General features: G+C 64.2%; 22 protein-coding genes. 13 read left to right on the forward strand and 9 right to left on the reverse strand.

Annotated features, from left to right (window positions below):
- Positions 1-230: 230 nt before the first annotated feature.
- From HJ583_RS11295 to HJ583_RS11345, 11 genes are all read left to right on the forward strand, one after another.
- Positions 231-896 carry a RipA family octameric membrane protein gene (locus HJ583_RS11295; RefSeq protein ID WP_170022034.1) on the forward strand — a complete coding sequence of 222 codons (666 nt, stop codon included), beginning with the start codon at positions 231-233 and terminating at the stop codon, positions 894-896.
- 814 nt (positions 897-1,710) lie between these two features.
- Positions 1,711-2,268, forward strand: coding sequence for a GNAT family N-acetyltransferase (locus HJ583_RS11300; protein WP_217423396.1), 558 nt, complete (start codon positions 1,711-1,713; stop codon positions 2,266-2,268).
- A gap of 149 nt (positions 2,269-2,417) precedes the next feature.
- Positions 2,418-2,891 (forward strand): hypothetical protein, encoded by a 474-nt coding sequence (locus HJ583_RS11305; RefSeq protein ID WP_170022035.1) that lies wholly within the window; start codon positions 2,418-2,420, stop codon positions 2,889-2,891.
- Between the two features lie 83 nt (positions 2,892-2,974).
- Positions 2,975-3,181 (forward strand): hypothetical protein, encoded by a 207-nt coding sequence (locus HJ583_RS11310; protein WP_170022036.1) that lies wholly within the window; start codon positions 2,975-2,977, stop codon positions 3,179-3,181.
- Positions 3,182-3,282: 101 nt separating this feature from the next.
- The gene (locus HJ583_RS11315; protein WP_170022037.1) at positions 3,283-3,651 is read left to right on the forward strand and encodes a VOC family protein; all 369 of its coding nucleotides are present in this window, start codon (positions 3,283-3,285) and stop codon (positions 3,649-3,651) included.
- Positions 3,652-4,225: 574 nt separating this feature from the next.
- The gene (locus HJ583_RS11320; RefSeq protein WP_170022038.1) at positions 4,226-5,584 is read left to right on the forward strand and encodes an aspartate aminotransferase family protein; all 1,359 of its coding nucleotides are present in this window, start codon (positions 4,226-4,228) and stop codon (positions 5,582-5,584) included.
- Positions 5,585-5,633: 49 nt separating this feature from the next.
- Entirely contained in the window at positions 5,634-6,998 is a 1,365-nt protein-coding gene (locus HJ583_RS11325; protein WP_170022039.1) for an NAD(P)-dependent oxidoreductase, read from the forward strand.
- 27 nt (positions 6,999-7,025) lie between these two features.
- The gene (gene preA / locus HJ583_RS11330) at positions 7,026-8,333 is read left to right on the forward strand and encodes an NAD-dependent dihydropyrimidine dehydrogenase subunit PreA (RefSeq protein ID WP_170022040.1); all 1,308 of its coding nucleotides are present in this window, start codon (positions 7,026-7,028) and stop codon (positions 8,331-8,333) included.
- Positions 8,330-9,850, forward strand: coding sequence for a CoA-acylating methylmalonate-semialdehyde dehydrogenase (locus HJ583_RS11335; protein ID WP_328824878.1), 1,521 nt, complete (start codon positions 8,330-8,332; stop codon positions 9,848-9,850). The genes preA and HJ583_RS11335 overlap by 4 nt, the downstream gene beginning before the upstream one ends.
- 24 nt (positions 9,851-9,874) lie before the next feature.
- A complete protein-coding gene (gene hydA / locus HJ583_RS11340; protein ID WP_170022041.1) occupies positions 9,875-11,329 on the forward strand; it encodes a dihydropyrimidinase in 1,455 nt (484 codons plus the stop codon).
- A gap of 19 nt (positions 11,330-11,348) precedes the next feature.
- The gene (locus tag HJ583_RS11345; RefSeq protein WP_170022042.1) at positions 11,349-12,611 is read left to right on the forward strand and encodes a Zn-dependent hydrolase; all 1,263 of its coding nucleotides are present in this window, start codon (positions 11,349-11,351) and stop codon (positions 12,609-12,611) included.
- A gap of 4 nt (positions 12,612-12,615) precedes the next feature.
- Here the strand turns inward: HJ583_RS11345 and HJ583_RS11350 are convergent, their stop codons facing one another.
- From HJ583_RS11350 to HJ583_RS11365, 4 genes are read right to left on the reverse strand one after another with little or no spacing between them, the layout of a single operon-like run.
- Positions 12,616-13,665: an HlyD family secretion protein gene (locus HJ583_RS11350; protein WP_170022043.1), complete on the reverse strand. Its 1,050-nt coding sequence runs from the start codon at positions 13,663-13,665 to the stop codon at positions 12,616-12,618.
- Entirely contained in the window at positions 13,662-15,740 is a 2,079-nt protein-coding gene (locus HJ583_RS11355) for a TolC family protein (protein WP_170022044.1), read from the reverse strand. Before HJ583_RS11355 ends, HJ583_RS11350 begins: the two co-directional genes overlap by 4 nt.
- A 1-nt stretch (position 15,741) precedes the next feature.
- Positions 15,742-17,025, reverse strand: coding sequence for a glycosyltransferase family 2 protein (locus tag HJ583_RS11360; RefSeq protein ID WP_170022045.1), 1,284 nt, complete (start codon positions 17,023-17,025; stop codon positions 15,742-15,744).
- Positions 17,026-17,028: 3 nt separating this feature from the next.
- Complete coding sequence (locus HJ583_RS11365; RefSeq protein ID WP_170022046.1) at positions 17,029-18,420, reverse strand: TackOD1 domain-containing metal-binding protein; 1,392 nt, start codon at positions 18,418-18,420, stop codon at positions 17,029-17,031.
- 307 nt (positions 18,421-18,727) lie between these two features.
- Between HJ583_RS11365 and HJ583_RS11370 the strand changes: the two genes are divergently transcribed.
- Positions 18,728-19,315 carry a LysE family translocator gene (locus tag HJ583_RS11370; protein ID WP_170022047.1) on the forward strand — a complete coding sequence of 196 codons (588 nt, stop codon included), beginning with the start codon at positions 18,728-18,730 and terminating at the stop codon, positions 19,313-19,315.
- Here HJ583_RS11370 and HJ583_RS11375 read toward each other — a convergent pair.
- A complete protein-coding gene (locus HJ583_RS11375; RefSeq protein ID WP_170022048.1) occupies positions 19,312-20,139 on the reverse strand; it encodes an AraC family transcriptional regulator in 828 nt (275 codons plus the stop codon). The two genes, HJ583_RS11370 and HJ583_RS11375, sit on opposite strands and share 4 nt — an antisense overlap.
- Positions 20,140-20,157: 18 nt before the next feature.
- Complete coding sequence (gene tyrS / locus HJ583_RS11380) at positions 20,158-21,432, reverse strand: tyrosine--tRNA ligase (RefSeq protein ID WP_170022049.1); 1,275 nt, start codon at positions 21,430-21,432, stop codon at positions 20,158-20,160.
- A gap of 155 nt (positions 21,433-21,587) precedes the next feature.
- Between tyrS and HJ583_RS11385 the strand changes: the two genes are divergently transcribed.
- Positions 21,588-21,983: a hypothetical protein gene (locus HJ583_RS11385; protein WP_170022050.1), complete on the forward strand. Its 396-nt coding sequence runs from the start codon at positions 21,588-21,590 to the stop codon at positions 21,981-21,983.
- A 98-nt stretch (positions 21,984-22,081) separates the two neighbouring features.
- Here the strand turns inward: HJ583_RS11385 and HJ583_RS11390 are convergent, their stop codons facing one another.
- The 3 genes from HJ583_RS11390 to HJ583_RS11400 all read right to left on the reverse strand — a co-directional run bounded on the left by HJ583_RS11390 (position 22,082) and on the right by HJ583_RS11400 (position 24,313).
- Positions 22,082-22,420, reverse strand: a complete 339-nt coding sequence (locus HJ583_RS11390; RefSeq protein ID WP_170022051.1) for a zinc ribbon domain-containing protein YjdM — start codon at positions 22,418-22,420, stop codon at positions 22,082-22,084.
- A 59-nt stretch (positions 22,421-22,479) separates the two neighbouring features.
- A complete protein-coding gene (locus tag HJ583_RS11395; protein WP_170022052.1) occupies positions 22,480-23,694 on the reverse strand; it encodes an exo-beta-N-acetylmuramidase NamZ family protein in 1,215 nt (404 codons plus the stop codon).
- 94 nt (positions 23,695-23,788) lie between these two features.
- Positions 23,789-24,313, reverse strand: coding sequence for a DOMON-like domain-containing protein (locus HJ583_RS11400; RefSeq protein WP_170022053.1), 525 nt, complete (start codon positions 24,311-24,313; stop codon positions 23,789-23,791).
- Between the last annotated feature and the right edge of the window lie 90 nt (positions 24,314-24,403).

Raw genomic sequence — 24,403 nt, forward strand, 5'->3', positions numbered from 1 at the left:
TTCATATGGACTTCCCCTTTCGCCATTCAGATTGAGTTTCGCAACCCCAATCTTGGCACTTTGATGCCGGCGAGGCTTACGCCTCCGGCGACTGTGGGAAGTCCCTTTTTAGTCCGTCGAGAGGGACCGCCCACAAGCTGCGCTTGTGGGTTCCCTTCGCGGCTTCGCCGCTACGGCGGCCCCTCACGTCAAACGTTAGGTTTTTCGCATCAGTATCCGAAGGAGCACTTGTGAACACCGAGCAATACAAAGCGCGATTCTCCGAACCTCCCGTTCAGCGGTCGAAGGACGATCTGAAAGAAGCAGAAACACGAGCAGGTCGAGCGTTGGCGTATGCACTAGACATTCGCAAATTTGAGATTGAACTGTACTGGAAAAGGGCAACCTACTTCTGGGCATTTATTGCAGCCGCATTTGCCGGGTACGGACTGACCTACAAAACGGCGGCCGATCACGAACCATGGCTCTCGTTGCTCTTCTCCTCTCTCGGCCTTGTGTTCTCTTTCACTTGGTATCTTGTTAATCGCGGCAGCAAGTTCTGGCAAAGCAACTGGGAAAGGCATGTGGATTTGCTCGAAGACATTACTCTTGGACCACTGTACAAAGTGGTTGCGGTTACGGAAGACAACTGTGCAACAAACCCTCTTACCTCACCTGCACAGTTCTCCGTCAGCAAACTCAATCAGATTCTGAGCGTCTTTGTAGCAACCGTTTGGCTTCTTCTTTTTACGAAATCCATTCTTCCCGTATCGTGCTCTCTACCCATAGATATATACAAGCTTGCCATTCTTGTTCTTACGGTTGGCTCCTTGTGGCTTCTCTATTCCCAAGGAAGATCATCAACCCAATTCTCTGAAAAGGGCCTTCACGAGCGGGGAGCAAAGAGTGAAACCTAACCCGGCAGTCGAGAGGGGCGCCCACAAGCTGCGCTTGTGGTGCCCTACGCTGCGCTGCGGTCGCCCGTCACTTCTACGTTAGACATCGCCGACAATGTGCCTACTTTTCCGAATCATTCGAATCGCTCCGGTGCCGCGAGAGTGGAAATCAGAGTGGCATCTTGCCCTCGTTGCAAAGGCATACGCGAAAGATATTGCTGCTGCAAAGGCTGCAAAGGACAAAGAGAGAGTGCAGTCCCTTGAAGTCGATCACCAGTATGAGATTCAACTGCACGAGGAAGAAGAAGACTTGATCCTTACTCGTCGGCTTCTTCGCCAGGCGAGGCGCCTCCACGTACCGGCTCCTCGACGAAAGAACCCAGACGGTACAGATTCAGAATTCTGGTACGAGGGGCCACTGAGCTATTACCAAATGCTAACCACCACAGGTGTGGCGAAACTCCGTGATGAAATTCGTCGCGAGCGAAAATCTCGTCATGAGGCTAAGTCTGTTTGGATTCCGTGGCTATCGGCAATAACGGGCGCTATTGGTGCCGCCACTGGTCTAGTAGCCTTGCTGCTCAAGGCGGGGCCCTAGCGATGTCAACCCTACAGTCAAGTGGACCGCCACAAGTTGCGCTTGTGGTTCCCTCCGCGCTTCGCGCTCCGGCGTCCGCTTACGTCCACGTTAGGCAACTCAAAGCCACATCACATGCTGACCCAAAAATTATCAAGCCTTTTGATCGTGATGTCTCTAGGAACAATGCAGTCAAAATCCTGCTCAGCGGAGTTGCCTCTCAAGTCAATCCTCGTAACCCTATGATTCTTAAGGACGGTGAAGATTGACTTCCGATTTGCGGCGCCCTCGGCCGATTACTTCACTAAGCCTCGCAGTTTCAACGTCACCATGACTCCGACAATCACAGAAGGCTATATCCCCGGATGTATCGGGCGCATTGCTCAACTCCATGCCAACTACTACTCAGTTTCAAATGGTTTCGGCATCGACTTCGAAGCAAAGGTGGCACGAGAACTCGCTGATTTTTGCCAAAACTACCAGTGCGGACGTGATGGAATTTGGCTCATACAACACAACGGGCAAATTGAAGGATCGGTGATCATCGATGGCGCACACGCAGATACGCATGGCGCGCACCTACGGTGGTTCATCACCACAGAAGCAATTAAAGGACAAGGTTTTGGCACGCAACTTTTGGCTAAGGCAATTGATTTCGTAGAAGTCTGCGGCTATCGCAAGACCTTCCTTTGGACCTTCTCTGGACTGAATGCTGCAAGACACCTATATGAGTCAAACAAGTTTCGCCTCGTCCACGAGAGTCCCGGCAGCCAATGGGGGACTTTGGTTACGGAACAACGGTTCGAGCGCGGCTAGGCATAGGCTTGTAAGTTGGCGTTCGGGTTCTTTTATTTTTTAGCCAAGTAGGGCGGGTCAATTGACCCGCGCGGAAAAACCTTCCGGACAGACAGGGCACACCTATCCCGCGCGGGTTACGGCCGCCCCTCACTTCTACGTTAGACGTCATGAAAAATCTGCTTATCCTCCTTGTGACGGTTGTCCCAGGCCTTGCTCTTGGCATGGATTCAAAGGGCCTTTGCGCTCCAAAAGAAAGAGTCGTCTTTTCCTGCTCAACGAATGCAGGCAAGCAGATCTCGGTGTGTTCGAAGAGAGAGTCTGTGCAGTACCGCTTTGGACGCCCGGGCAAAGTGGAGCTTGAATACCCAAGGAATGGAGACTTCACACCATCATCCTTCGACTACTTTCACTACTTCCGGCCCGACGAAAATCGAACTTCGCTTCACTTCGATACGGGTGACGCCGAATACACCATCTTCAGTGAGTCCGAGGGAGCGAAGAGATCGGCCGGAATCACCGTCAAGGTAAAAGCGAATGGACGGCTTCAGTCACTACGCTGCGCCGGGGCCGCACAAGCGAACTGGTACGAGATTGAGGGGAAGGTCGAGTGCGCAGACGAGCCAATGAATACTTGCCAGTAGGCGTGTGAGATGCCGTCTAACCCTTCCACCGAGAAGGACGTCCAGGGGCTCGCGCCGTCCGCACGACATGGAGCAAATCGAGAGTGAGCGGATTTGTGGAAGTCATCGGCTATTTCGCGTTCTTCTGGCTGTTCGTTTTCAACACCAGGTTTCGGTGCGCTCAGATTCAGGAATGGGCGACCGGTGGTTTCATCGAGCGCACAGGACTGGTTCTCGAAGGGACCTTTTCCTTTCTGGTCGGAGTTGTAGCGCCGTTGATTCTGCTCGCCTCTTTCGTGACCTGGCCATGATGAGCCGGCCCCACGGTTTTTTGGCCTTTAACCTGCCGTTGGAGCGGACCGCCGCCGGCGTCTGCTCACTTTCACGTTCGGCGTCGTAGCGAGAAGCATCCATGTCAAATCTCAAAATCACAGAAATCAAGGCATTTGTTCCGTCGAAAGACTTCGAGCTTTCCAAGCAGTTCTACAAGGACCTTGGTTTTACGATGGCCTCTGAAGGCGGCGGTATCGCTTACTTCCACTTCGGACACGTCAGCTTTCTACTCCAGGATTTCTGTGCTGAAGCGTTTGCTGAGAATTTCATGATGCACATCCTGGTAGAAGACGTGAATGCATGGTGGCAGCAGGTCCACGAAAGTGGTGTGCTCGAAAAATACGGGGTGAAGGTTACCGCGCTGGAAGATCAAGCTTGGCGGATGCGTGATTTCTGTCTCTACGATCCATCAGGTGTTCTTTGGCGCATTGGCCAGAACATCGACTGAAACCCAAGGGTCAGCCATCCGGCTGAAATCAACGCCGAGCCCTTCATTCCGCCGGACCTGTCGCACCGTGTACGGCGCAGTTGTAGGGTGCGGTGCCAACCGCGCCGGATTTCCTGTGCGCTACTGCGTGCGTTGTTCCGGATGCAGGCAAAGCCGGAATCCGGGGCTTTTCCTCGCCGCAAAGAATGATTCCCGGACTTCGCTACGCTGCATCCGGGCTAGGTTCCTGCGATGCGCGTTCGATGCCTTGCTGGCGGCGCATGACCAGGCGCACGTTTCACACTCAGAGACGCCCACTGACCGGCCTGCTCTCCAGAGCGGCAAGCGCCCAAGCCCATTCCTTATTTTTCTGACCAAACGATCCACTTTGATGCGGGGCACAGCATTTTTCGCCCCAGCGCAGTGCAGATCCGATTGCCCGCTTCGTTTGCGCAAACGGGCGTTCTGCGCCACACCGGCCTTTGAGGGTAAGTGGCACGGAAATGGCTAAGAACAGCTTCTGAAAATTAACCAAACGGTCAGGTTATGCAGCGCACAGCGCGCCGCCTGCCTGCCGTGTTCAGGAGCACTGTCGATGAACGATCCGAAACAGGTCCCGACGCAGGAAGCGAGCTTAGCGGGGCTGGACAACAGCTGGCTGCCCTTTACGCCGAATCGTTACTTTCAGGCACATCCGAAGCTGATGGCCAGCGCCAGGGGCGCCTGGTACACGAACACCGAGGGCAAGCAGCTGTTCGACGCGCTCTCCGGTCTGTGGTGCTGCCCGCTGGGCCATGCGCACGCCGGCATTGCCGAGGCGATCAGCCGCCAGGTGCTGGAGCTGGATTATTCGCCGGCCTTCCAGATCAGCAACCCGCTGACCCTGAGTCTGGCCAAGCGCATTGCCGATCTGGCACCGGCGGGGCTGGATCGGGTGTTCTTCACCAACTCCGGCTCGGAAGCCGTCGATACTGCGCTGAAGATTGCGTATGGCTATCAACGTCTGCGCGGCGAGGGCAGCCGCACCCGCTTCATCGGCCGCGAGAAGGCTTATCACGGCGTGGGCTTCGGCGGTATGTCGGTGGGCGGCATGCCGGCCAATCGCAAGATGTTCGGCCCGGTGATGGTGCCCGGTGTCGATCATCTGCCGCACACCTACAACCTCTCCGAGATGGCGTTCTCGAAGGGCATGCCGAAGTGGGGCGCGCATCTCGCGGATGAGCTGGAGCGCATCGTCGCCCTGCACGACGCTTCCACCATCGCGGCGGTGATCGTCGAGCCGATCCAGGGCTCGGTGGGGGTGGTGGTGCCACCCGAGGGCTATCTGCAGAAGCTGCGCGAGATCTGCACCAAGCACGGCATCCTGCTGATCTTCGACGAGGTGATCACCGGCTTCGGCCGCATGGGCACGCCTTTCGCGGCCCAGTACTTCGGCGTCACGCCGGACATCATCTGCTTCGCCAAGGGCGTCACCAACGGGATCATCCCGATGGGCGGCGTGATCGTGCGCGAAGACATCTTCCAGACCTTCATGGGCATCAACGCGCCGCAATATGCCGTTGAGCTGTGCCATGGCTTCACCTATTCCGGCCACCCGATGGCGGCTGCCGCCGGCCATGCTGCGCTCGATGCCCTCACCGAAGGCGGCGCCATCACACAGGCTGCGGCCCTGATTCCAGTTCTTGAAGAGGTGATCCACAGCCTCAAGGGCGAGCCGGGCGTGATCGACATCCGCAACATCGGTCTCGCGGCCGCAGTGGATCTGCAGCCCATCGCCGGCAAGCCCGGCGCCCGCGCACTCAAGACCTTCGAGGCCGGCATCCATGAGGGTGTGCTGCTGCGCTTTACCGCCGACACGATTGCCATGGGTCCGCCCTTCATCAGCACGCCGGACGAGCTGCGCGCCATGGGCGACATGCTGCGCCGCGCGATCCGCACCGCCATGGCTGACTGACCTCCCCCAACTTCCGCACGCACCGCCTCAATACGCACGGAGAGACTGCATGAACCGCCCCATTGAAAAACCTGGCGCACTGGATCTGCCCGGCATTGCCGCAGGCCGCCTCGCGCCCGAAAGCTGCGCCCTCAATTTCACGGACGCGCATCCGCCCCTTAACCCGCTGCAGGCCCTGCTCGAAGCCGAGCGCTGCTACTACTGCTACAACGCGCCCTGCATCGAAGCCTGCCCCACCGGCATCGATATCCCGCACTTCATCCAGCGCATCGCTCAGGACAATGTACTGGGCGCAGCCGAGACGATTCTCGACGCCAATGTGCTGGGCGGCATGTGCGCGCGCGTGTGCCCCACCGAGAACCTGTGCGAAGGATCCTGTGTGCGCCAGACCAATGAGAGCAAGCCCGTCGAGATCGGCCTGCTGCAACGCTTTGCGACCGACGCCTACTTCGCCGCACCGAGCAAACCGATCTTCACCCGCGCCGCCCCGAGCGGGCGCCGCATTGCCGTGGTCGGGGCCGGGCCGGCTGGCCTCTCAGCCGCGCATCGCCTGGCCGCACTGGGTCACGATGTGGTCGTCTTCGAGGCGCACAGCAAGCCCGGTGGCCTCAACGAATATGGTCTGGCCCGCTACAAGACGCCCGATGGCTTCGCCCAGCGCGAAATCGAGTGGCTGCTCTCCATCGGCGGCATCGAAATTCAATGCGGCAAACAGCTGGGCCGCGACATCACCCTGAGTGGCCTGGTTGAGCAATACGACGCAGTGTTCCTCGGCATGGGTCTCGCCGGTGTCAATTCGCTGGGAATTGCCGAGCAACAGCTCGTCGGCTTGCAGGCTGCGGTGGATTTCATCGCCGAGCTGCGTCAGGCCAAGGATCTCTCGGCCGTGCCAGTGGGCCGCCGCGTGGTGGTGATCGGCGGCGGCATGACGGCCGTGGATGCCGCAGTGCAGGCCAAGAAGCTCGGCGCGCGTGAAGTCACCATGGTCTATCGCCGCGGTGCGGAGGCCATGAGTGCGTCGGCTTATGAGCAGCAATGGGCACAGATCAATGGCGTGACGATCCGCCACTGGGCCGCACCGCGCGAAATCCTCGGCAGCGACGGCTTCGTGACCGGCGCAGTTTTTGCCGTCACCCGCGACGAGAACGGCAAGCTGGTCGAAACCGGCGAGACCTTCACCCTCGAAGCCGACATGGTGCTCAAGGCCATCGGCCAGAGCTTCGTGGCCGAGCCGCTGGATCTCAGCCTCGCGCTGGAGAAGGGCCGCATCGCGACCGACCCCTCGGGCCAGACCTCGCATCAGAAGATCTGGGCGGGTGGGGACTGCCGGGCCGGTGGCCTGGACCTGACGGTGGAAGCCGTCGAGCACGGCAAACAGGCCGCGATTGCAATCGACGCCGCCTTGCGCGCCTGACCCCGACACACTTTAGGAGATTGAGCGATGGCTGATCTGAGCAGCAACTTTCTGGGCATCAAAAGCCCGAACCCCTTCTGGCTGGCCTCGGCGCCGCCGACCGACAAGGAATACAACGTGGTGCGCGCCTTCGAGGCGGGCTGGGGCGGCGTGGTGTGGAAGACGCTGGGCGAAGACCCGCATGTGGTGAACGTGAGTGGCCCGCGTTACGCCACCTTGATGGGGCCGGATCGCCGCGTGCAGGGCTTGAACAACATCGAGCTGATCACCGACCGCTCGCTGGCGATCAACCTCGAAGAGATCGCCCGCGTGAAGCGCAACTGGCCGGATCGCGCGGTGGTGGTCTCGCTGATGGTGCCCTGCCAGGAAGAATCCTGGAAACGCATCCTGCCGATGGTGGAAGACACCGGGGCCGATGGCATCGAGCTGAACTTCGGCTGCCCGCACGGCATGAGCGAGCGCGGCATGGGCGCGGCGGTAGGCCAGGTGCCGGAATACATCGAGATGGTCACGCGCTGGTGCAAGCAGTATTCGAAGATGCCGGTGATCGTGAAGCTCACCCCCAACATCACCGACATCCGCTTCCCGGCCCGCGCTGCGAAGGCCGGCGGGGCGGATGCGGTATCGCTGATCAACACCATCAACTCGATCATGGGCGTGGATCTGGACACCATGATCATGAGCCCCAGCACCGGCGGCAAGGGCTCGCATGGTGGCTACTGCGGCCCGGCGGTGAAGCCGATCGCGCTCAACATGGTGGCCGAGATCGCCCGCGATCCGCAAACCGCCGGCCTGCCGATCTCCGGCATCGGCGGCATCTCCACCTGGCGCGATGCGGCTGAATACATTGCGCTGGGCTGCGGCACGGTGCAGGTGTGTACCGCCGCGATGGTCTACGGCTTCCGCATCGTGGAGGACATGATTTCGGGCCTCTCGAATTTCATGGACCAGAAGGGCTACGCCTCGATTGCCGACTTCCAGGGCAGCGCCGTGCCGACCGTGTCGGACTGGCGTTACCTGAACCTCAAGCACATCGACAAGGCCGTCATCAATCAGGATCTGTGCATCCAGTGCGGCCGCTGCCATGTGGCCTGCGAAGACACCTCCCACCAGGCGATCACCGCCTTCAAGGATGGCCAGCGCCATTACGAGGTGAAGGAAGAAGAGTGCGTCGGCTGCAACCTGTGCGTGTCGATCTGCCCGGTGCCCAGCTGCATCACGATGAAGAGCCTCAAGCCGGGTGAAGTCGATACCCGCACCGGTGAAACCGTGACCGGCGAATACCAGAACTGGACCACCCACCCGAACAACCCGATGCGCGAAGTCACCGCGTGAAAGCCAAGCCCATGAGCGATCTCTACGAAGTCAGTCACTGGATCAACGGCGCCGCCCAGCGCGGCACGCCAGTCGCCACGCAGGATATTTTCAACCCCGCCACCGGCGCGGTGCAGGGCAAGCTGCTGCTGGGCAGCAGCGCCGATCTGGAGGCTGCCGTGGCGGCGGCCGCCGCAGCCTTCCCGGCCTGGGCCGCGAAGTCTGCGCTGGCCCGCGCCCGGGTGTTCTACAAGTTCCTCGCCATCGTGCAGGAGCGCTCGGCGGTGCTGGCCGATTGCCTGGTGCGCGAACATGGCAAGACCTTCCCGGATGCGATGGGCGAAGTTGCGCGCGGCATCGAGAACATCGAGTTTGCCACCGGCATTCCGCAACTGCTCAAGGGCGATTTCAGCGACCAGATCGCCACCGGCATCGATGCCTGGACCCTGCGCCAGCCGCTCGGCGTGGTCGCCGGCATCACGCCCTTCAACTTCCCGGCGATGGTGCCGCTGTGGATGTTCCCGCTGGCGATTGCCTGCGGCAACACCTTCGTGCTGAAACCCTCCGAGCGCGACCCGGCGGCCAGCCTGCTGATGGCGGAATGGCTCAAGGAAGCCGGTCTGCCGGATGGCGTGTTCAACGTGGTGCAGGGCGACCGAGCTATCGTTGAAGCCATCCTGGCCCATCCGCAGATCGAGGCGGTGAGCTTCGTGGGCTCCACGCCGGTGGCCGAATCCATCTACCGTGCCGGCACGGCAGCCGGCAAGCGCGTGCAGGCCCTGGGCGGCGCCAAGAACCACCTGGTGGTAATGCCGGATGCGGATATCGCGATGGCCGCCGATGCGTTGATTGGTGCGGCGTTTGGCGCGGCGGGCGAGCGCTGCATGGCGATCTCGGTGGCGGTGGTGGTGGGCGATGTGGGCCCGGCCCTGATCGAGGCCCTGAAGAGCCGTATCGCCGCGCTGAAGGTCGGCGAAGGCCATCAGGACAAGGTCGACATGGGCCCGGTGATCACCGCCGAAGCCTGTGCCCGCATCAAGCGCCTGATCGGCGAGGGCGTAGCGGCCGGGGCCGAGGCGGTGGTCGATGGCCGCGCGATCGCGGTGCCGGGCTTCGAAGCCGGTTATTTCGTCGGCCCGACCCTGCTCGATGGCGTGACGCCGGACATGATCGTCTATCGCGAAGAGATCTTCGGCCCGGTGCTGTGCATCGTGCGAATGCCGGATCTGCCCTCTGCCGTGAAGCTCATCAACGATCACGAATTCGGCAATGGCGTGGCGATCTACACCCGCGATGGTGGTGTGGCGCGTGAATTCGTGCGGCATATTCGTGTCGGCATGGTCGGCGTGAATGTGCCGCTGCCGGTGCCGATGGCCTTCTCCAGCTTCGGTGGCTGGAAGCGCAGCCTGTTCGGCGATCACCACGCTTACGGCCCGGAAGGCGTGCGCTTCTACACCCGGCAGAAAGCGGTGATGCAGCGCTGGCCGGACAGCCAGTCGGCCAAGGGCCCGGAGTTTGCATTCCCGCAGATGGGCTGATTTCCAGCATTCAAGGAGAGACAGATGAGCCAGAGCATCCTGATCCGTGGCGGCAGCGTGGTGAATGCCGACTGCGAAACCCGCGCCGACGTGCTGTGCATCGACGGCGTGATTGCCGCCGTGGGTGAGGGTGCTGCGGCACTCGCGCCGGCCGGCTGCGAAGTGCTGGACGCCAGCGGCCAGTATGTGGTGCCGGGCGGCATCGATCCGCACACCCACATGCAGCTGCCCTTCATGGGCACGGTGACGATGGACGATTTCTACACCGGCACCGCAGCGGCCATGGCCGGCGGCACCACCTCGATTATCGACTTCGTGATTCCGAATCCGCAGCAGCCGCTGCTGGAGGCGTATCAGACCTGGCGCGGCTGGGCCGAGAAGTCTGCCTCCGACTACAGCTTCCACATGGCGATCACCTGGTGGGATGAGTCGGTGCGGCATGACATGGGCACCTTGGTGCGCGAAGAAGGCATCAACAGCTTCAAGCACTTCATGGCCTACAAGAACGCCATCATGTGCGACGACGAAACCCTGGTGAACAGCTTCCGCCGCGCACTGGAACTGGGTGCCATGCCCACCGTGCATGCCGAGAACGGCGAACTGGTCTATCTGCTCCAGCAGGAAGTCCAGAAGATGGGCATCACCGGGCCGGAGGGCCATCCGCTCTCGCGCCCGCCGATGGTGGAAGGCGAGGCGGCCAACCGCGCGATCGCGATTGCCGATGTGCTGGGCGTGCCGATCTACGTGGTGCATGTGTCCTGCATCGAGTCGGCCGAGGCGATTGCGCGTGCGCGTGCGCGTGGCCAGCGGGTGTACGGTGAGGTGCTGGCTGGCCATCTGGTGGTGGATGACAGCGTCTATCGCGATCCGGATTTCACGAAAGCGGCGGCGCATGTGATGAGCCCACCCTTCCGCCCGAAGGAGCATCAGGAGGCGCTGTGGCGCGGCCTGCAGTCCGGCCAGCTGCACACCACGGCGACGGACCACTGCACTTTCTGCGCCGAGCAGAAGCGCATGGGCGCAGAGAACTTCGCCAAGATCCCGAACGGCACCGGCGGGGTCGAGGAACGCATGGCCGTGCTGTGGTCCGCAGGCGTCAACACCGGCCGCCTCACCCCCAGCGAATGGGTGGCGATCACTTCGGCCAACGCCGCCAAGCTCTTCAACATTTACCCGAAGAAGGGCTGTGTGGCCGTGGGCGCAGATGCCGATCTGGTGCTGTGGGATCCGGCCGGCACCAAGACCTTGTCGGTGAAGACCCAGCATTCGAAGGGCGACTACAACATCTTCGAAGGCATGGCGCTCACCGGCGTGCCCTCGCACACCATCAGCCAGGGCCGCCTCGTGTATGCCAATGGCGATCTGCGCGCGGTGCGCGGCGCGGGCCGTTACCTCAAGCGCCCGGCCTTCGGGGCGGGTTTTGCGGCTGCCGAGAAGCGCGCCCGCGAACTCGCGCCGACGGCGGTCGTACGGACTTGAACAGGATCAGGAGCCCATCATGGACATGAAGACAAGCACAAATATCGACGCGCTGCGCATCAACGGCGAGCGTCTGTGGGATTCGCTGATGACGCTGGCGCAGATCGGTGCCACCGAGAAGGGCGGCGTGTGCCGGCTCGCCCTGACCGATCTCGACCGCCAGGGGCGCGATCTGGTTGTGGGCTGGGCGAAGGAAGCCGGCATGAGCGTGACGGTCGACAAGATCGGCAACGTGTTCATGCGCCGCGAAGGCCGCAATCCGGCGCTGCCACCGGTGATGACCGGCAGCCATATCGACACCCAGCCCACCGGTGGCAAGTTCGATGGCAACTACGGCGTGCTCGCCGGGCTGGAAGTGATCCGCACCCTCAACGATCTCGGCATCGAAACCGAAGCGCCGCTGGAAGTGGCGTTCTGGACCAATGAGGAAGGCTCGCGCTTCGTGCCGGTAATGATGGGCTCGGGTGTGTTCGCCAAGGCCTTCACGCTGGAGCATGCCTACGCCGCGACCGACACCGAGGGCAAGAAGGTCGGCGAGGAGCTCGCCCGCATCGGCTACATCGGTGAAGAGGAGCCGGGTGATCACCCGATTGGCAGCTACTTCGAGACCCACATCGAGCAGGGCCCGGTGCTGGAAGATCATGACAAGGTGATCGGCGTGGTGCAGGCCGTGCTGGGCATCCGCTGGTATGACTGCACCGTGACCGGCATGGAGGCGCACGCCGGCCCCACGCCGATGCCGCTGCGCCGAGATGCCTTGCAGGTCGCCACCCGCCTGATGCAGGAAGTGGTGGCGCTGGCCAATCGCCATGCGCCGCACGGCCGTGGCACGGTGGGCATGGTCCATGTGCATCCGAACAGCCGCAACGTGATTCCGGGCCGGGTGAAGTTCTCCATCGACCTGCGCAACGAGAGCGATGCGGCGGTCGACGCGATGGATGCCGAGATCCGCGCCTATGCCGCCGCGCTGGCCGCCGAAACCGGGCTGGGCATCCAGATCGAGCTGGTCTCGCAATACCCGGCCCAGCCCTTCGAGCCGGGCTGTATCGCGGCGGTGGCGAAGGCGGCGGAGAAGCTGGGTTACTCGGCGATGCCGGCGGTTTCGGGTGCCGGCCATGACGCGGTCTACATGGCCCGCCTCGCGCCGGCCGGGATGATCTTCATCCCTTGCAAGGACGGCATCAGCCACAACGAGATCGAGGACGCCAAGCCCGAGCACATCACCGCCGGCTGCAACGTGCTGCTGCACGCGATGCTGGAGCGCGCCGGCGTCTTGACCTGAGCACCTACCAGCCGCTGAAGCGTAAGCTGCGGATCGTGACCGGCAGCTGATGGATGCGCGCCTCGGCGGGCAGGGCATCGGTCTCGATCAGCACCTGCAGACGCTGATTGCGCGGATCGAGCGTGCCGGCCAGCTCTTCCGGCAGGCGGCGGGTGGAGGGCGCCGGGCCGAGGATGCGCCCCTGCAGCGTGACACGGTTGGGCAGCACGATGCGCACCGTCTCGCCGCTATGGGTCAGCCCCAATTCGCGGCCCTGCATGAAGGCCACCACATGCGGGCGGCCATGGCGCAGCACCAGCATCGGCTCGCCCTGGGAAACGCGCTGGCCGCGGGTGAGCATCAGGTTGTCCGCCGTGCCCGCCACCGGCGCCCGCACCGTCAGCTCTCCCATCCGCGCCTCGAGGCTGGCCAGGCGCGCGCGCTGCTCGGCGGAGAAAGAGGCGCTGACCACTGGCAAGGGTGAAGGCGTGCTGCGCAGGATGCTCTCCTGCTGGGCCTGGATGCTGCCGAGCAGGGCCAACTCCTCGCCTTCCGCTGCCAGCACTTCGCCGCGCGTGGCGGCATCCCGGGCAGCCAGATCGCGCAGCACCAGCACACGCTGATGCAGCGCCGCCTGGCGTTGCTGCAGGGCCTTCAGGGTCTGCCGCTGGGACTGCAGCTGAGCCTGATGGATGGCCACAGCCTCCTTGGCGCTCGCCGCCACATTGGCTGCACGCAGGACTTCGTATTCCGCCCGCAGCGCGGGGTTGTCCAGACGCAGCAGCACGCTGCCCTGCGTGACCTGGCTACCGCTGCTGAGGTTCAGCTCGGTCACGGTAGCGTCCTGCGGTGCCTGCAGGCTGAGCTCTTCGAACATCACGAAGCCACGCGCCTCCACCCACAGCCACTCGCGGATGAAGTGGACGGCGACCCAGATCGCCGGGCTCAGGGCCAGCAGGGTGATCAGCAACCAGCGCAGACGCGGCGGCACACGCTTTGACTCCTGCGGTGGGAGGCTCAACCCCCCTTCGCGGCGCGGATCAGCGGCTTCCGGAATGCGGAATCGGATTTTCATGGACTGGCTTTCAGATAGGTTTCCAGGCTCTGCACGGCGAAACCCGCCACCACGCCCTGCTCCGCCAGACTCTGGAGACCTTCCAGGTGCTCGCGCAAGGCGCTTTGGCCGGCGCGGAAATGGCTCTCGTCTGGCGCCAGCTCGGGTTCGATGCTCTGCGCCAGCCACAGCGCCTTGCCGGGCAGATTGGCGGCGATGCGCTGGATGCGCTCACGGGCCGAGGCGGCTGAAGTGGAATACAGCATGACCACCACGTCGTCAGCGCTGGCGGCTGCGCGGCAGGCCGCACACAGCCCGCCGGCATCGGCCACGAGGGCACGCCAGTGGATACTGAGGCCGATCGGCAGCGGGCTGATCGCCCGCAGTTCGGCCACCCGCCGGGCCAGTTCGCGCCAGGCCTGCGCCTCGCCCGACCCACTGCGCTCAGCGGCACTCAGCTGGTCCGGTTCGAGATCGAGCTGCAGGCCGTCGAAAGGCAGCTCGGCCAGGTTCCGCACGATGACCAGCAGGGTTTCGCCGCGCCCCGCGCGCAGCCAGTCCGGGTCACCCAGCAGCAGGCTGACGCGGCGGCCGGCACGCTGCTGCGCACGGATCTGCGCGGCCAGGCGCTGACGAGGGCCGGCCGCAGTGAGCTGCTGCAGATCGGCCGGGCTGAAGGACAGCCACACCTCGCTGACCAGCAGTTCGCCCAGCGCCCGCCGCACGGCCTCACCCTCCAGCGCCTGCAAACCGCCCCAGGCATACACGGCGCGACGCGCGGGCTGCACCGCCAGCAGGTTCGGACAAGCTTCGGCCGGCGGCTGGCGCAGCGCCTCCCAGCTGAGCCAGGCGGCGGCCGGTAGCAGGCAGCCCTGCGCGGTAAGCGGGCTGTCGTCACCGGCCGCCCAGGCACGCGCCTGAGCCGCAATCAAGGCGATGAGTGCAGTGAAGTGGGCGCTGCGCGCTGCGACCCAGCGCTCGATCGGGTCACCCGCCACGCCGGCCTTAAGCTGGGCGCGCTGGCCGGTTTCGCGTACGCGGCTGCCGCTGGCCGCTGCGGCAGCGGTGGCCAGGCGCAGTTCGGCCTGCGCATCGGCCTGTTCGTTGAGCATGGCCTCACGCCAGCGCGCCGCCTCGTCACGCTGCTGCTGCAGGAGCAGGCGGGCGCGCTCTACCCGGGCGGCGGACTCACGCCGCGTGCTGCGGGCAACGCCGGCCGCATCCAGCGGCAGTTCGAAGCTGATGCCGGCATTGATGCTGGAGGCACGGCCGAGGTCGTCATCACGGCGTAGGTTGCCGGCTACATAGGCGTTAGCACGCAGCGGACTGCTGCTGGCACGGGCCAGCTCGTCCTGCAGGGTCTGCAAGGCCAGCAGGGCCTGATCGCTGGTCTGCTCCGCCGGCAAATCCAGCCCGCCGCCGGGGCCGGCCACGAGCTGGCCTGCAAAATCCGCGCGCCAGCGCCGCAGTTCACGCCCGAAGCGCAGCAGCTCGGCTGCGGCACTGGCTTGCTGGCGCTCGGCCTGGTTCAGGCTCAGGGCCAGCTCGCGCACCTCGCCCTCAAGCAGCAGGCCGGCCTGCTGGCGCTGTGCCAGTGCCGCACGGATCTGCGGTGCGGCAGCGAGGAAGTGGCGCGCCAGGGCCTGCTGCGCCTCGGCCCGGGCATAGCCGTAGTAACTGCTGCGCAAATCCTGCAGCAGGCGCTGGCGCAGGGCTTCGCGCTGGACCCGGCTGAGCAGTGCGTCGATGCCAGCATAGCCGACGCGCAGACGCTGTTCGCCAGCCGTGCCGAGCAGCGGATAGCGCAGCCCCAGGCTGCCGAGCAGGCTGTGGTAATCGCGCGTGCCACCGCCGAACTGCGGTTCATAGACGTTGGCCGCGCCGGCATCACCATACAGGCGCAGGCCGCCACTGGCCCGCTCTCGTTCGAGCTGCGACTCGGCCAGCTCGCGCTCGGCACCTGCCAGGGCGTAGTCCGGGTGGCTCTCCAGCGCGTCGGCGAAATCCTGCAGGCGGAATGCCGGCGCAGCCTGCACCGCGCCACCGCAAAGCAGCAGCAGGCAAGCGGCCAGACGGAGGAGGAAGGTGGCTGCCATGTCAGTAACGGGTCTTGCGCAGCACCCACCAGGGCGCCATGGAGGAATCGAGATGCTGGCGGGTGACCAGCTCGGCCAGGGTGGCAAAGGCATTCCACACGCGCGAGGCGAAGGTGAAGAAAGGGAACAGGGGCACGAAGGCGAGGTAAGGCCAATCCTGGCGGCGGCGCTCGGAGAGCAGCAGCAGGTAGCTCAGGAACAGGGCGCCGGTGAGCAGGGTGTAGAACACATAGGTGAGCCCCAGCACCGCCAGCAGCACCGGCCAGGGCAGGGACCAGACCAACCACAGGGTGGCGCCGACGATGATGAAGGGCATCACGAGCTGGAAGTAGACCCCGGTCCACATCAGCATGATGAAATTGCGCCAGCCCAGCAGGCCCGGCCGCAGGCTGTGCCAGTGCTTGCGCACATAGAGGTAGAACAGGTCGCCATCCCAGCGCAGGCGCTGCTTGAAAAACACCTTCCACTCGGTGGGCGCATCGGTGTGCCCCATGGCCAGCGGCTGGTGCTCGATGCGGTAGCGCTCGCGCGTGCCGAAGCGCTTCTTGATGCGCAGGGTGAGGTCCAGATCCTCGGCGGTGCCGGCATCCCAACCGCCGAGACTGTCGAGCAGGCTGGCCCGGAAGGCCCCGAAGGCCCCCGAGATGTTGTTGACCGTGTTGAAGGCGGTGAGCCCGGTGCGGGCGAGCTGGATGGTCAGCATGTATTCCAGCGCCTGCAGGCGGGCGACCAGACTGGCCGAGGCGTTGCGCACCCGCAATGCACCGGAGACGCCGGCGACCTGCGGATCGGCGAAGGGGCGGGTGATGTGCCAGACCATGTCGTTGTCGAACGAGGTGTCGCCATCGAGCGCCAGCACCACTTCGCCGGTCGCGAAATGGCGGCCGGCATTGAGGCTGGAGACCCGCCCGCCACGGGTGCGCTTGGGCAGGATCTTGAGGATGCGACTCGGATGACGGCGGGCGCTTTCCTGCCATTCGCGCGCAGCCAGATAGGTGGCGCGGTTCTGCACGGCACCATCGACCATGATCAGGATCTCGATGACGCCTGGGTAGGTCTGCTCGATAAGGGTTTCGACCGTCTTGCCCACGTCGCGGCCTTCCGAGTAGCAGGTGACGACGCAGCTCACGCGCGGCCGGAAGGCATCCAGCTGCGGGCGCGCCTTGCGCCGCAGCGCGTAGCTGATCACGCCCAGCCAGCACAAAAGGTAGGCCGGCAGCTCGAACAGCAGCACCAGCGGGAATACGGTCAGCAGGATCTCGGCCAGGCCGCGCGACTCGAACATGGTTCAGGTCTCGATCTCGGTTTCCAGCCGCGAAGCCATCAGGCCCATCAGTTGATTGGCTTCGAGCGGCAGCCCGTCCGCTCCGGGCATGCTGACCACCGCGGTGGACAGCGCCAGCATCGCGGCGTTGGCCTGGCGCGAGGCCTGCCCCAGCTCGCGCATGCGTGACACCAGCAGACGCGCGCCGGCTTCGTCGGTATGCGGGGTGAGCAGCCAGATGTGGTCATCGTCACCACGGGTGGTGAGATCGGTGGTGCGCAAGGTCGCGCGCAGACGCTCGGCGAATCCATCGATCAGGGTCGCGGTGACCGAGCGGCCCAGCGTACTTACCAGTTCCTCCAGGTTGCGCACACGCAGGCCGATCACGCTGAAGAAGTGGCTCTCGGGATAGCGCCGGGCCAGGGCAATCTGCCAGTCCAGCAGGCGTTCGAACAGCGCCGGCACGATGAAGTTGACCGTATCCAGCCCCGACAGCACCGGCGACAGATTGCCCTGGCGCGCCAGCAACAGCCCGGCACCGCCCAGGCGATAGACCGCGATCGGACGTACCGGCAGACGCTCGGGCGAGCTGCTCGCGCCACAGGCCATGCACTGGCTGCGCACGTCGGCATCGACGAACAGATTTTTGCACTGGCGGCACTGCAGCTGCTCCAGCGGCCGGTCGTAATCCACCCCAATATGGCGCAGGGCGACCGAGCACTTGGGGCATTCGAGACGGTGCTGGCGCTGGAAGCTCTCCTGCTGATCGACATGGCCGCAAGTAAAGCAATGCAGCAGGCGGGTGCTGGTGATATCGATGCTGGCGCAGGACGGGCAGACGTCCACATGGTTCATGTGCGCGCTGCTGCACTGGTCGCACAGGCGCAGGCGATCGACGACCACCTCGGTATCGAGGATGCGCCGACGGCTCCAGCGCTCGAGCCAGACGTAGGGATCTTCCCCCTCGGTGAGCAGGGTTTCGACCAGCGGATAGCGGTAATAAGCTGGCGCGGTCCAGTCCTTCACCGGATGCAGTCGTTGCGCCGGCCGGCACGCCAGGTACTGCGCCAGCGCCTCGCCGGGCGTGGCAGCCACATGCGTCAGGCGCGCAGCCTGGGCCATGATCTCGTGGGCCTGTGCGTCCCGCCCGGCGGCGTCCACCGCAATACCATCAAGCAGGCTGGCGAGGCCTGGCGGCTCCGCACCGTCAGGCCGGGTCGCCAGGAACAGGGGCAGATGACTCAGGGCTGGCTGGGCCCGGATGGCGCGTACCCAGGCCGCCGCCTGCGGCCACGCAGAGGTCTCAAGCAGCACCGGAGCACGCAGCTCACCGACCAGCAAGGCTGCCAGCTCGACGCGCGGCATGCCTGCGACCAACACCGATGCTGGCTGCTCACTGAGACCTATCCATTGCATGTTGGGGACTTCCTTTTACGGCAGCTACAGATGTGCGCTGCCAGCGGCCAGATCCTCACTTGCCTGATCCAGGATCAATGCGGGCCGGGCTGGCGGCCGGGAGGCTGCGCCCGGTACGGCGGCGGATTATAACTTGGCCGGACAAACGCCCACCCCAGGCGAAAACGCAAGATCCGTCAAATCCAACAACATTGTGCGAATCCGCCCCAGAGATGGTTATGAGGGCCAGAACGGCAATTTTGTTCAATACCTGAGTGGCCATACCGGGCAGTCTGGGCCACTTCGATCTCGGCGGCGCAAAGACACCATGACTTCCCTGTTCCCGATGTTCCTGTTTGCCCTGGCGGCTTCGCTTTCTCCGGGTCCGGTGAATCTGGTCGGGCTGGGCACCGGGGCACGGCGAGGTTTTCTGCCCGGGATGATCCATGTGGCCGGCGCCACCTGTGGTTTCACCGTGCTGCTGGTGCTGATCGGTTTCGGCCTGCAGGCCCTCTTGCTGCAATGGCCCTGGCTGCTGGCACTGATACGCTGGGCGGGGGCGGCCTTCTTCGTTTACATGGCCTGGAAGCTGTGGCGCGACGAGGGTCAGCTGGAAGCCGGCGAAGCGCGCCCCGGCTCGCTGTTCCTGCAAGGCGCACTAATGCAGTGGCTCAATCCCAAGGCCTGGCTGGCCTCGGCGGCCGGCATGGGGGCTTTTGCTGCGGATGGCGAGGCGGGCCGGATCGGCCTGTTTGGGGCGCTGTACTTCGTGGTGTGCTTTGCCTCGCTGGCCTGCTGGGTCTGGGCCGGTTGCCATCTGCGCGGCTGGTTGCAGCAGCCGCAACGGGTACGCCTGCTCAATGGCGGGCTGGCCGTGATGCTGCTGCTGTGCGCCCCCGGCATGCTGCTGGGTTAGTTGCGGTATTCACCTGGCGTGGCGGCCACATAGCGCTTGAAGGCGCGCTGGAAATGGGCCTGATCGGCAAAGCCGGTCTCCACCGCCACCTGTGCCAGCGGCTCGCCCCGGCGCAGGCGCTGGCGGCATTGCTGGATGCGGCAATGGGTCAGGTAATCATGCGGGGTCATGGCGTAATGCGCCTTGAAGGCGCGAATCAGGCGCGAGGCGGAGAGCCCGGCGACGCGGCAGATGTCTTCCAGACGCAAGGCCGTGGCACTGCTGCTGCGGATGAAATCCGCCGCCCGCACGAGACGCGGATCCAGCGGCCCCGCTGACACCTGTAGCGCAGCGGGGGCGTGCTGGCACAGCGCACCAAAGAACTCATGCAGGGCGACTTCGCGGCCGATCAGATCGGCGGCAGGTGCCAGCAAGGTGGTGTGCAGCTGACTCAGCCGGCGGTAGAGCCCGGGATCCCGGCTCAGGCGCGCTTCCAGCGGCACGAATTGACCGCCCGCAGCCACGCCATGTTCTTCCTGCAACGCCGACAGCCAGGCGAGGTCCACATACAGCATCAGGTAGGACCAGGTGCCGGCCAGCGGGCTGCAGGCATGCACCTCGCCCGGGTTCATCAGCACCACCGTACCGGTATCGACCCGCTCGCGCAGGCGGCCATTCAGGTAGGTGCTGCAACCGCCGGTGATGGCACCGATCGAGAAGCTGTCATGGGCATGGCGGTCGTAGCAGACGCTGCGCCCATCCTCGACGGTGCGCACTTCGATGAAGGGCAGCGCCGGATCGCGCCAGAACGCCTGTCGCGCGGGAATCTGACCCCTTGCAGACATGGCGTACGGCGCTCGCGCTCAGGCCCAGCGGACCATGGCGTAAAGCTTCTTGCCCCGGCGCAACAGGGTGAAGCGGCCAAACAGGCGCTCAGCATCGGTGATGGCGTGGTCCAGCGCCTCGACCTTGGCGCCGTTGAGCGCCACCGAGCCGCTCTGGATGAAGCTCCTGGCTTCGGTCTTGGACTTGGCCAAACCACTGGCAACCAGCAGGTCGATCAGGTTGCTGACCGACTTGTCCTGTTCGATGCCGGGCACACCATCCTGTGCGAGCTGCTCCAGGTCGTTTTCGGTCAGCGAACCGAGATCCCCCGAGAACAGGCTGGCGGAAATGCGCTGCGCGGCTTCCAGCGCGGCCTTGCCGTGCACCAGCTCGGTGGCCTGCTCGGCGAGGATGCGCTGGGCTTGCGGGCGGCCTTCTGCGGCCTTGTCCGCAGCTTCGATGGCGGCGATTTCTTCCACCGTAAGGAAGCTGAAGTAGTGCATGAACTTGTACACGTCGGCATCCGCCGTATTCAGCCAGAACTGGTAGAAGGCGTAGGGCGAGGTCTTCTTGGCGTCGAGCCAGATGGCGCCGGATTCGGTCTTGCCGAACTTGGTGCCGTCGGATTTGGTCACCAGCGGCAGGGTGAGGCCATAGCCCTGTTGCTGGTTCATGCGGCGGGTGAGTTCGGTGCCGGCGGTGATGTTGCCCCATTGATCGGAGCCACCAATCTGCAGCACGCAGTTATAGCGGCGGTTCAGCTCGGCGAAGTCGTAGCCCTGCAGCAGGGCGTAGGAGAACTCGGTGTAGGAGATGCCCTCGCCATCACGGTTGATGCGCTGCTGCACCGATTCCTTCTTGATCATGGCATTCACCGAGAAGTGCTTGCCGATATCGCGCAGGAATTCGAGCGCGCCCATGCCGGAGAACCAGTCGTAGTTATTGGCCATGATGGCCGCGTTGGGGCCCTCGAAATCGAGGAAAGGCGCGACCTGGCCGCGGATCTTGTCCACCCAGCCGGCGATCACTTCGGGGGTGTTGAGCTTGCGCTCGGTGGCCTTGAAGCTCGGGTCGCCGATCATGCCGGTGGCGCCGCCGACCAATGCGATCGGCTTGTGGCCGGCCTGCTGGAAGCGCTTCAGGACCAGCACCGGCACCAGATGGCCCAGGTGCAGCGAATCGGCGGTGGGGTCGAAGCCGCAATACAGCGTCACCGAACCCTTCGCGAGCATTTCATCGAGTGCCTCTGCATCGGTGGTCTGGGCAATCAGGCCACGGGCATGCAGATCTTGCAGAAGGGGGGACTGGTACATCACGGTTTCTCCACGGACAAGGCTGGGCGGACGCGCCAGCCACGAATACAAGCTGAGCATTTTAACGGCTGGGCGCAGGCAAGGCGAATTTGCGCGCCGCTGCTGTGTAGCCGACGCAGGCATGCGAACATGCGCCGAACGATCAGGAGACAGACATGAGGAAATGGATAGCGCTGCTGGCCCTCGCCTGCCTGCTTGGCGCCTGCACCCCGCCGGTGAATCCGGACGAAGCGGAACACGCCGTGCCGGCTTTCCATCTGGCCATGATCGAGGGGGATTTCGCCGGTATTTACCAGCGCGCCGCGCCTGCCCTGCGCGAAGCCCAGGCGCAGGCCGAATTCGTCGCCGGCCTGCAGAAGATCCGTGCCCGGCTCGGCGAAGTGCGCGGTGCCGAGCGCATGACCACGACGGTGGACGGCCGCCAGGCCACCCTCACCTACACCACGGCCTATGCCAATGGCGCGGCGCGCGAGGAATTCGTGATCGTGCAGGAGGAGGGGCAGGCACCACAGTTGCTGCGCTATCGCTTGCTGGAGCCGCAGATTCCGTAGTTGCGGCTGAGTGCCACGTCTGTAGCTGCGACTTCAGTCGCACAACAGCGGCCTCACGTTCGACAAGACAAGGAGCGGCCCTCTGGCCGCTCCTGCAGTCAAACCTTCTTGAGGAAGCAGGCCTTGAGCATGAACTTGCCTTCGTCGAGCTTGCAGTCAACTTCGTGATCGCCGTCGCCGACGAGGCGGATGCTTTTCACCTTGCTGCCCTGCTTCAGGGTGATCGAGGAACCCTTGACCTTCAGGTCCTTAATCAGCACCACGGCATCGCCATCCTGCAGCACGGTGCCATTGGAGTCGCGCACGATGCGGCTGTCTTCCTCGCTGCTGGCCGCAACTTGCGGAAATTCGTGGCCGCAATCCGCGCAGACGTAGTTGTCGCCGTCCGGGTAGGTGTTTTCCATCGAACAGACGGGGCAGGAGGGAATGGCGGACATGATGCGTTCTCGTAAAGCTTGAAAGGCCGCGCAGTATACCCGCCCCGCTGCCGGGGTCTTCAGGAGTAAAGCAGGAAAGCCTCACGCTCCGCGCGCCAGCTCGCTTCATCCGCCAGCGTGATCGCCTCCAGATCATCCGGCGTGGCGGCCGCATCATCCACCCATTCGCGCAGGAGCGGTGAGCCGTTGATGAGGTCGATGGCCAGACGCTCATGTTCGTACTCGTAACCGAAGTCGCGCCACAAGGGGTAGGCCGGATACAGCAGGCGGATGGCCTTGAAGGCCAGTGCCTGGAGGCGCCAGGGGCGGAACGCAGCGTGATCGTAGTGCGCCGTTTCGACATGGATCTGCACGCCGGCGCAGAGCTTGCCAACATGCTTGTGAAAGGTCGGCTCAAACCAGATTTCGCGCAGCACGCAGCCTTGCAGCCAGTGCGGGGCGAGTGCGCGCATCTTCGCGATCACCGCGCGGGCCTCGATATCCGGCGCACCGAAGAGCTCCAGCGGGCGGGTGGTGCCGCGTCCTTCGGAGAGTGTGCAGCCCTCCAGCATCACGGTACCGGCGTAGGCGCGCGCCATCGAGAGATTCGCTGCATTGGGGCTGGGATTGATCCAGGCGCGCTCCTCGGGCCAGCCGTAGCCGGGCGCGGCCTCGGGCTGCCAGCCCTGCATTTGGATCACGCGGTATTCCAGTTGCAGGCCCAGCGTGGCGATGAACCAGTGGCCCAGCTCGCCCATGGTGAGGCCATGGCGCATCGGCAGGCTGCCGGCGCCGACGAAGCTCTCCCAGCCCTCGCGCAGCCTCAGGCCTTCGACCGGCCGGCCGGCGGGGTTCGGGCGGTCCAGCACCCACACCGCCTTGCCATGTTTTGCGGCGGCTTCCAGCACGTACCTCAATGTAGTGATGAAGGTGTAGATGCGGCAGCCCAGATCCTGCAGGTCGACCAGCAGCACGTCGAAGCTCGCCATCATCGCTTCGGTAGGGCGGCGCACCTCGCCGTAGAGGCTGAAGACCGGGATGCCCAGCTGCGGGTCGAGATAGTCGGGCGACTCGACCATATTGTCCTGCTTGTCGCCGCGCAGGCCGTGCTGCGGGCCGAAGGCGGCGCTGAGCGTGATCTCGGGGTAGGCGGCCAGCGCATCGAGGGCGTGATCGAGATTCCGGGTGACCGAGGCGGGGTGAGCGAGCAGCGCCACCCGGCGGCCCGCGAGCGGAGCGCGCAGGGCGGGGTCGGTGAGCAGGCGGTCGAGGCCGAAGAGGACAGGTGAAGTCATGGCAGGCGTTTTCTGTAGGAGCGGCCACTGACCGCAAATGGCAGATGAGGGACGAGGCAGGATTCGTGGGCGCTGGCCGCTGCCGCCAATGTGTTCATGGCAAGGACAGCACGAAGGATTCGCGCCGATGAAAGTCCGGCCGCTCGCCGGCGTGCTGCAGAGCCCAGTAACTCAGCTCGGCCGTGGTGGTTTCGATCACGGCCGTGGCGCCAAGCTGCAAAGGTCGGGCGGGTGGCAGCAGCGCAGCGGGCAGGTCGACCTGCAATTCGAATGCGCTCGGGCTGTGGCTCACACGGATGAGTGGCTGCGCATCCGGAACCCAGCCACGCCGCACGCGGTAGTCGCTGAAGGCATAGGCCGCCCAGTTGCCCGAGGGCGCAAAGTTGAATTCCCGATAGCCCCGCTCCCCCTCGGCCACGAAAAGCTCGCAGCAGCTGTGCTGCCAGAGCCCGTCGGCAAAGCCGGGCGCAGGGCTGAGGGGCGGAAGGCGCAGGGCGGAAATGTCGCCCATCAGGCGATAGCACAGCTGCAGCGCGCCATCCTCCTGCCAGGCCAGCGACAGACTGCAGGCGCTGAGGGGCGGAAGAGGGCTGGCGCGGTGACAAAGCAGGGCGGGCATCGCTATGGCGGGTGAGGAGACGGCCCGCTACTTTACCGGAGCCGCTCACAGGCGAGGGAGACACCGCTGGTCGGCCCCTGATGCAAACAA

It is taken from the genome of Uliginosibacterium aquaticum, from assembly GCF_012972705.2.
In the GTDB taxonomy this organism is placed as follows: Bacteria; Pseudomonadota; Gammaproteobacteria; order Burkholderiales; family Rhodocyclaceae; genus Uliginosibacterium; species Uliginosibacterium aquaticum.

Bases quoted from the DNA above. Each gene is read 5' to 3' on its own strand.
- HJ583_RS11320 (WP_170022038.1), top strand. From the start codon at position 4,226: ATGAACGATCCGAAACAGGTCCCGACGCAGGAAGCGAGCTTAGCGGGG.
- hydA (WP_170022041.1), top strand. From the start codon at position 9,875: ATGAGCCAGAGCATCCTGATCCGTGGCGGCAGCGTGGTGAATGCCGAC.
- HJ583_RS11365 (WP_170022046.1), bottom strand. From the start codon at position 18,420: ATGCAATGGATAGGTCTCAGTGAGCAGCCAGCATCGGTGTTGGTCGCA.
- HJ583_RS11370 (WP_170022047.1), top strand. From the start codon at position 18,728: ATGACTTCCCTGTTCCCGATGTTCCTGTTTGCCCTGGCGGCTTCGCTT.
- HJ583_RS11345 (WP_170022042.1), top strand. From the start codon at position 11,349: ATGGACATGAAGACAAGCACAAATATCGACGCGCTGCGCATCAACGGC.
- HJ583_RS11305 (WP_170022035.1), top strand. From the start codon at position 2,418: ATGAAAAATCTGCTTATCCTCCTTGTGACGGTTGTCCCAGGCCTTGCT.
- preA (WP_170022040.1), top strand. From the start codon at position 7,026: ATGGCTGATCTGAGCAGCAACTTTCTGGGCATCAAAAGCCCGAACCCC.
- HJ583_RS11350 (WP_170022043.1), bottom strand. From the start codon at position 13,665: ATGAAAATCCGATTCCGCATTCCGGAAGCCGCTGATCCGCGCCGCGAA.
- tyrS (WP_170022049.1), bottom strand. From the start codon at position 21,432: ATGTACCAGTCCCCCCTTCTGCAAGATCTGCATGCCCGTGGCCTGATT.
- HJ583_RS11390 (WP_170022051.1), bottom strand. From the start codon at position 22,420: ATGTCCGCCATTCCCTCCTGCCCCGTCTGTTCGATGGAAAACACCTAC.
- HJ583_RS11375 (WP_170022048.1), bottom strand. From the start codon at position 20,139: ATGTCTGCAAGGGGTCAGATTCCCGCGCGACAGGCGTTCTGGCGCGAT.
- HJ583_RS11400 (WP_170022053.1), bottom strand. From the start codon at position 24,313: ATGCCCGCCCTGCTTTGTCACCGCGCCAGCCCTCTTCCGCCCCTCAGC.
- HJ583_RS11395 (WP_170022052.1), bottom strand. From the start codon at position 23,694: ATGACTTCACCTGTCCTCTTCGGCCTCGACCGCCTGCTCACCGACCCC.
- HJ583_RS11355 (WP_170022044.1), bottom strand. From the start codon at position 15,740: ATGGCAGCCACCTTCCTCCTCCGTCTGGCCGCTTGCCTGCTGCTGCTT.
- HJ583_RS11360 (WP_170022045.1), bottom strand. From the start codon at position 17,025: ATGTTCGAGTCGCGCGGCCTGGCCGAGATCCTGCTGACCGTATTCCCG.
- HJ583_RS11325 (WP_170022039.1), top strand. From the start codon at position 5,634: ATGAACCGCCCCATTGAAAAACCTGGCGCACTGGATCTGCCCGGCATT.
- HJ583_RS11315 (WP_170022037.1), top strand. From the start codon at position 3,283: ATGTCAAATCTCAAAATCACAGAAATCAAGGCATTTGTTCCGTCGAAA.
- HJ583_RS11385 (WP_170022050.1), top strand. From the start codon at position 21,588: ATGAGGAAATGGATAGCGCTGCTGGCCCTCGCCTGCCTGCTTGGCGCC.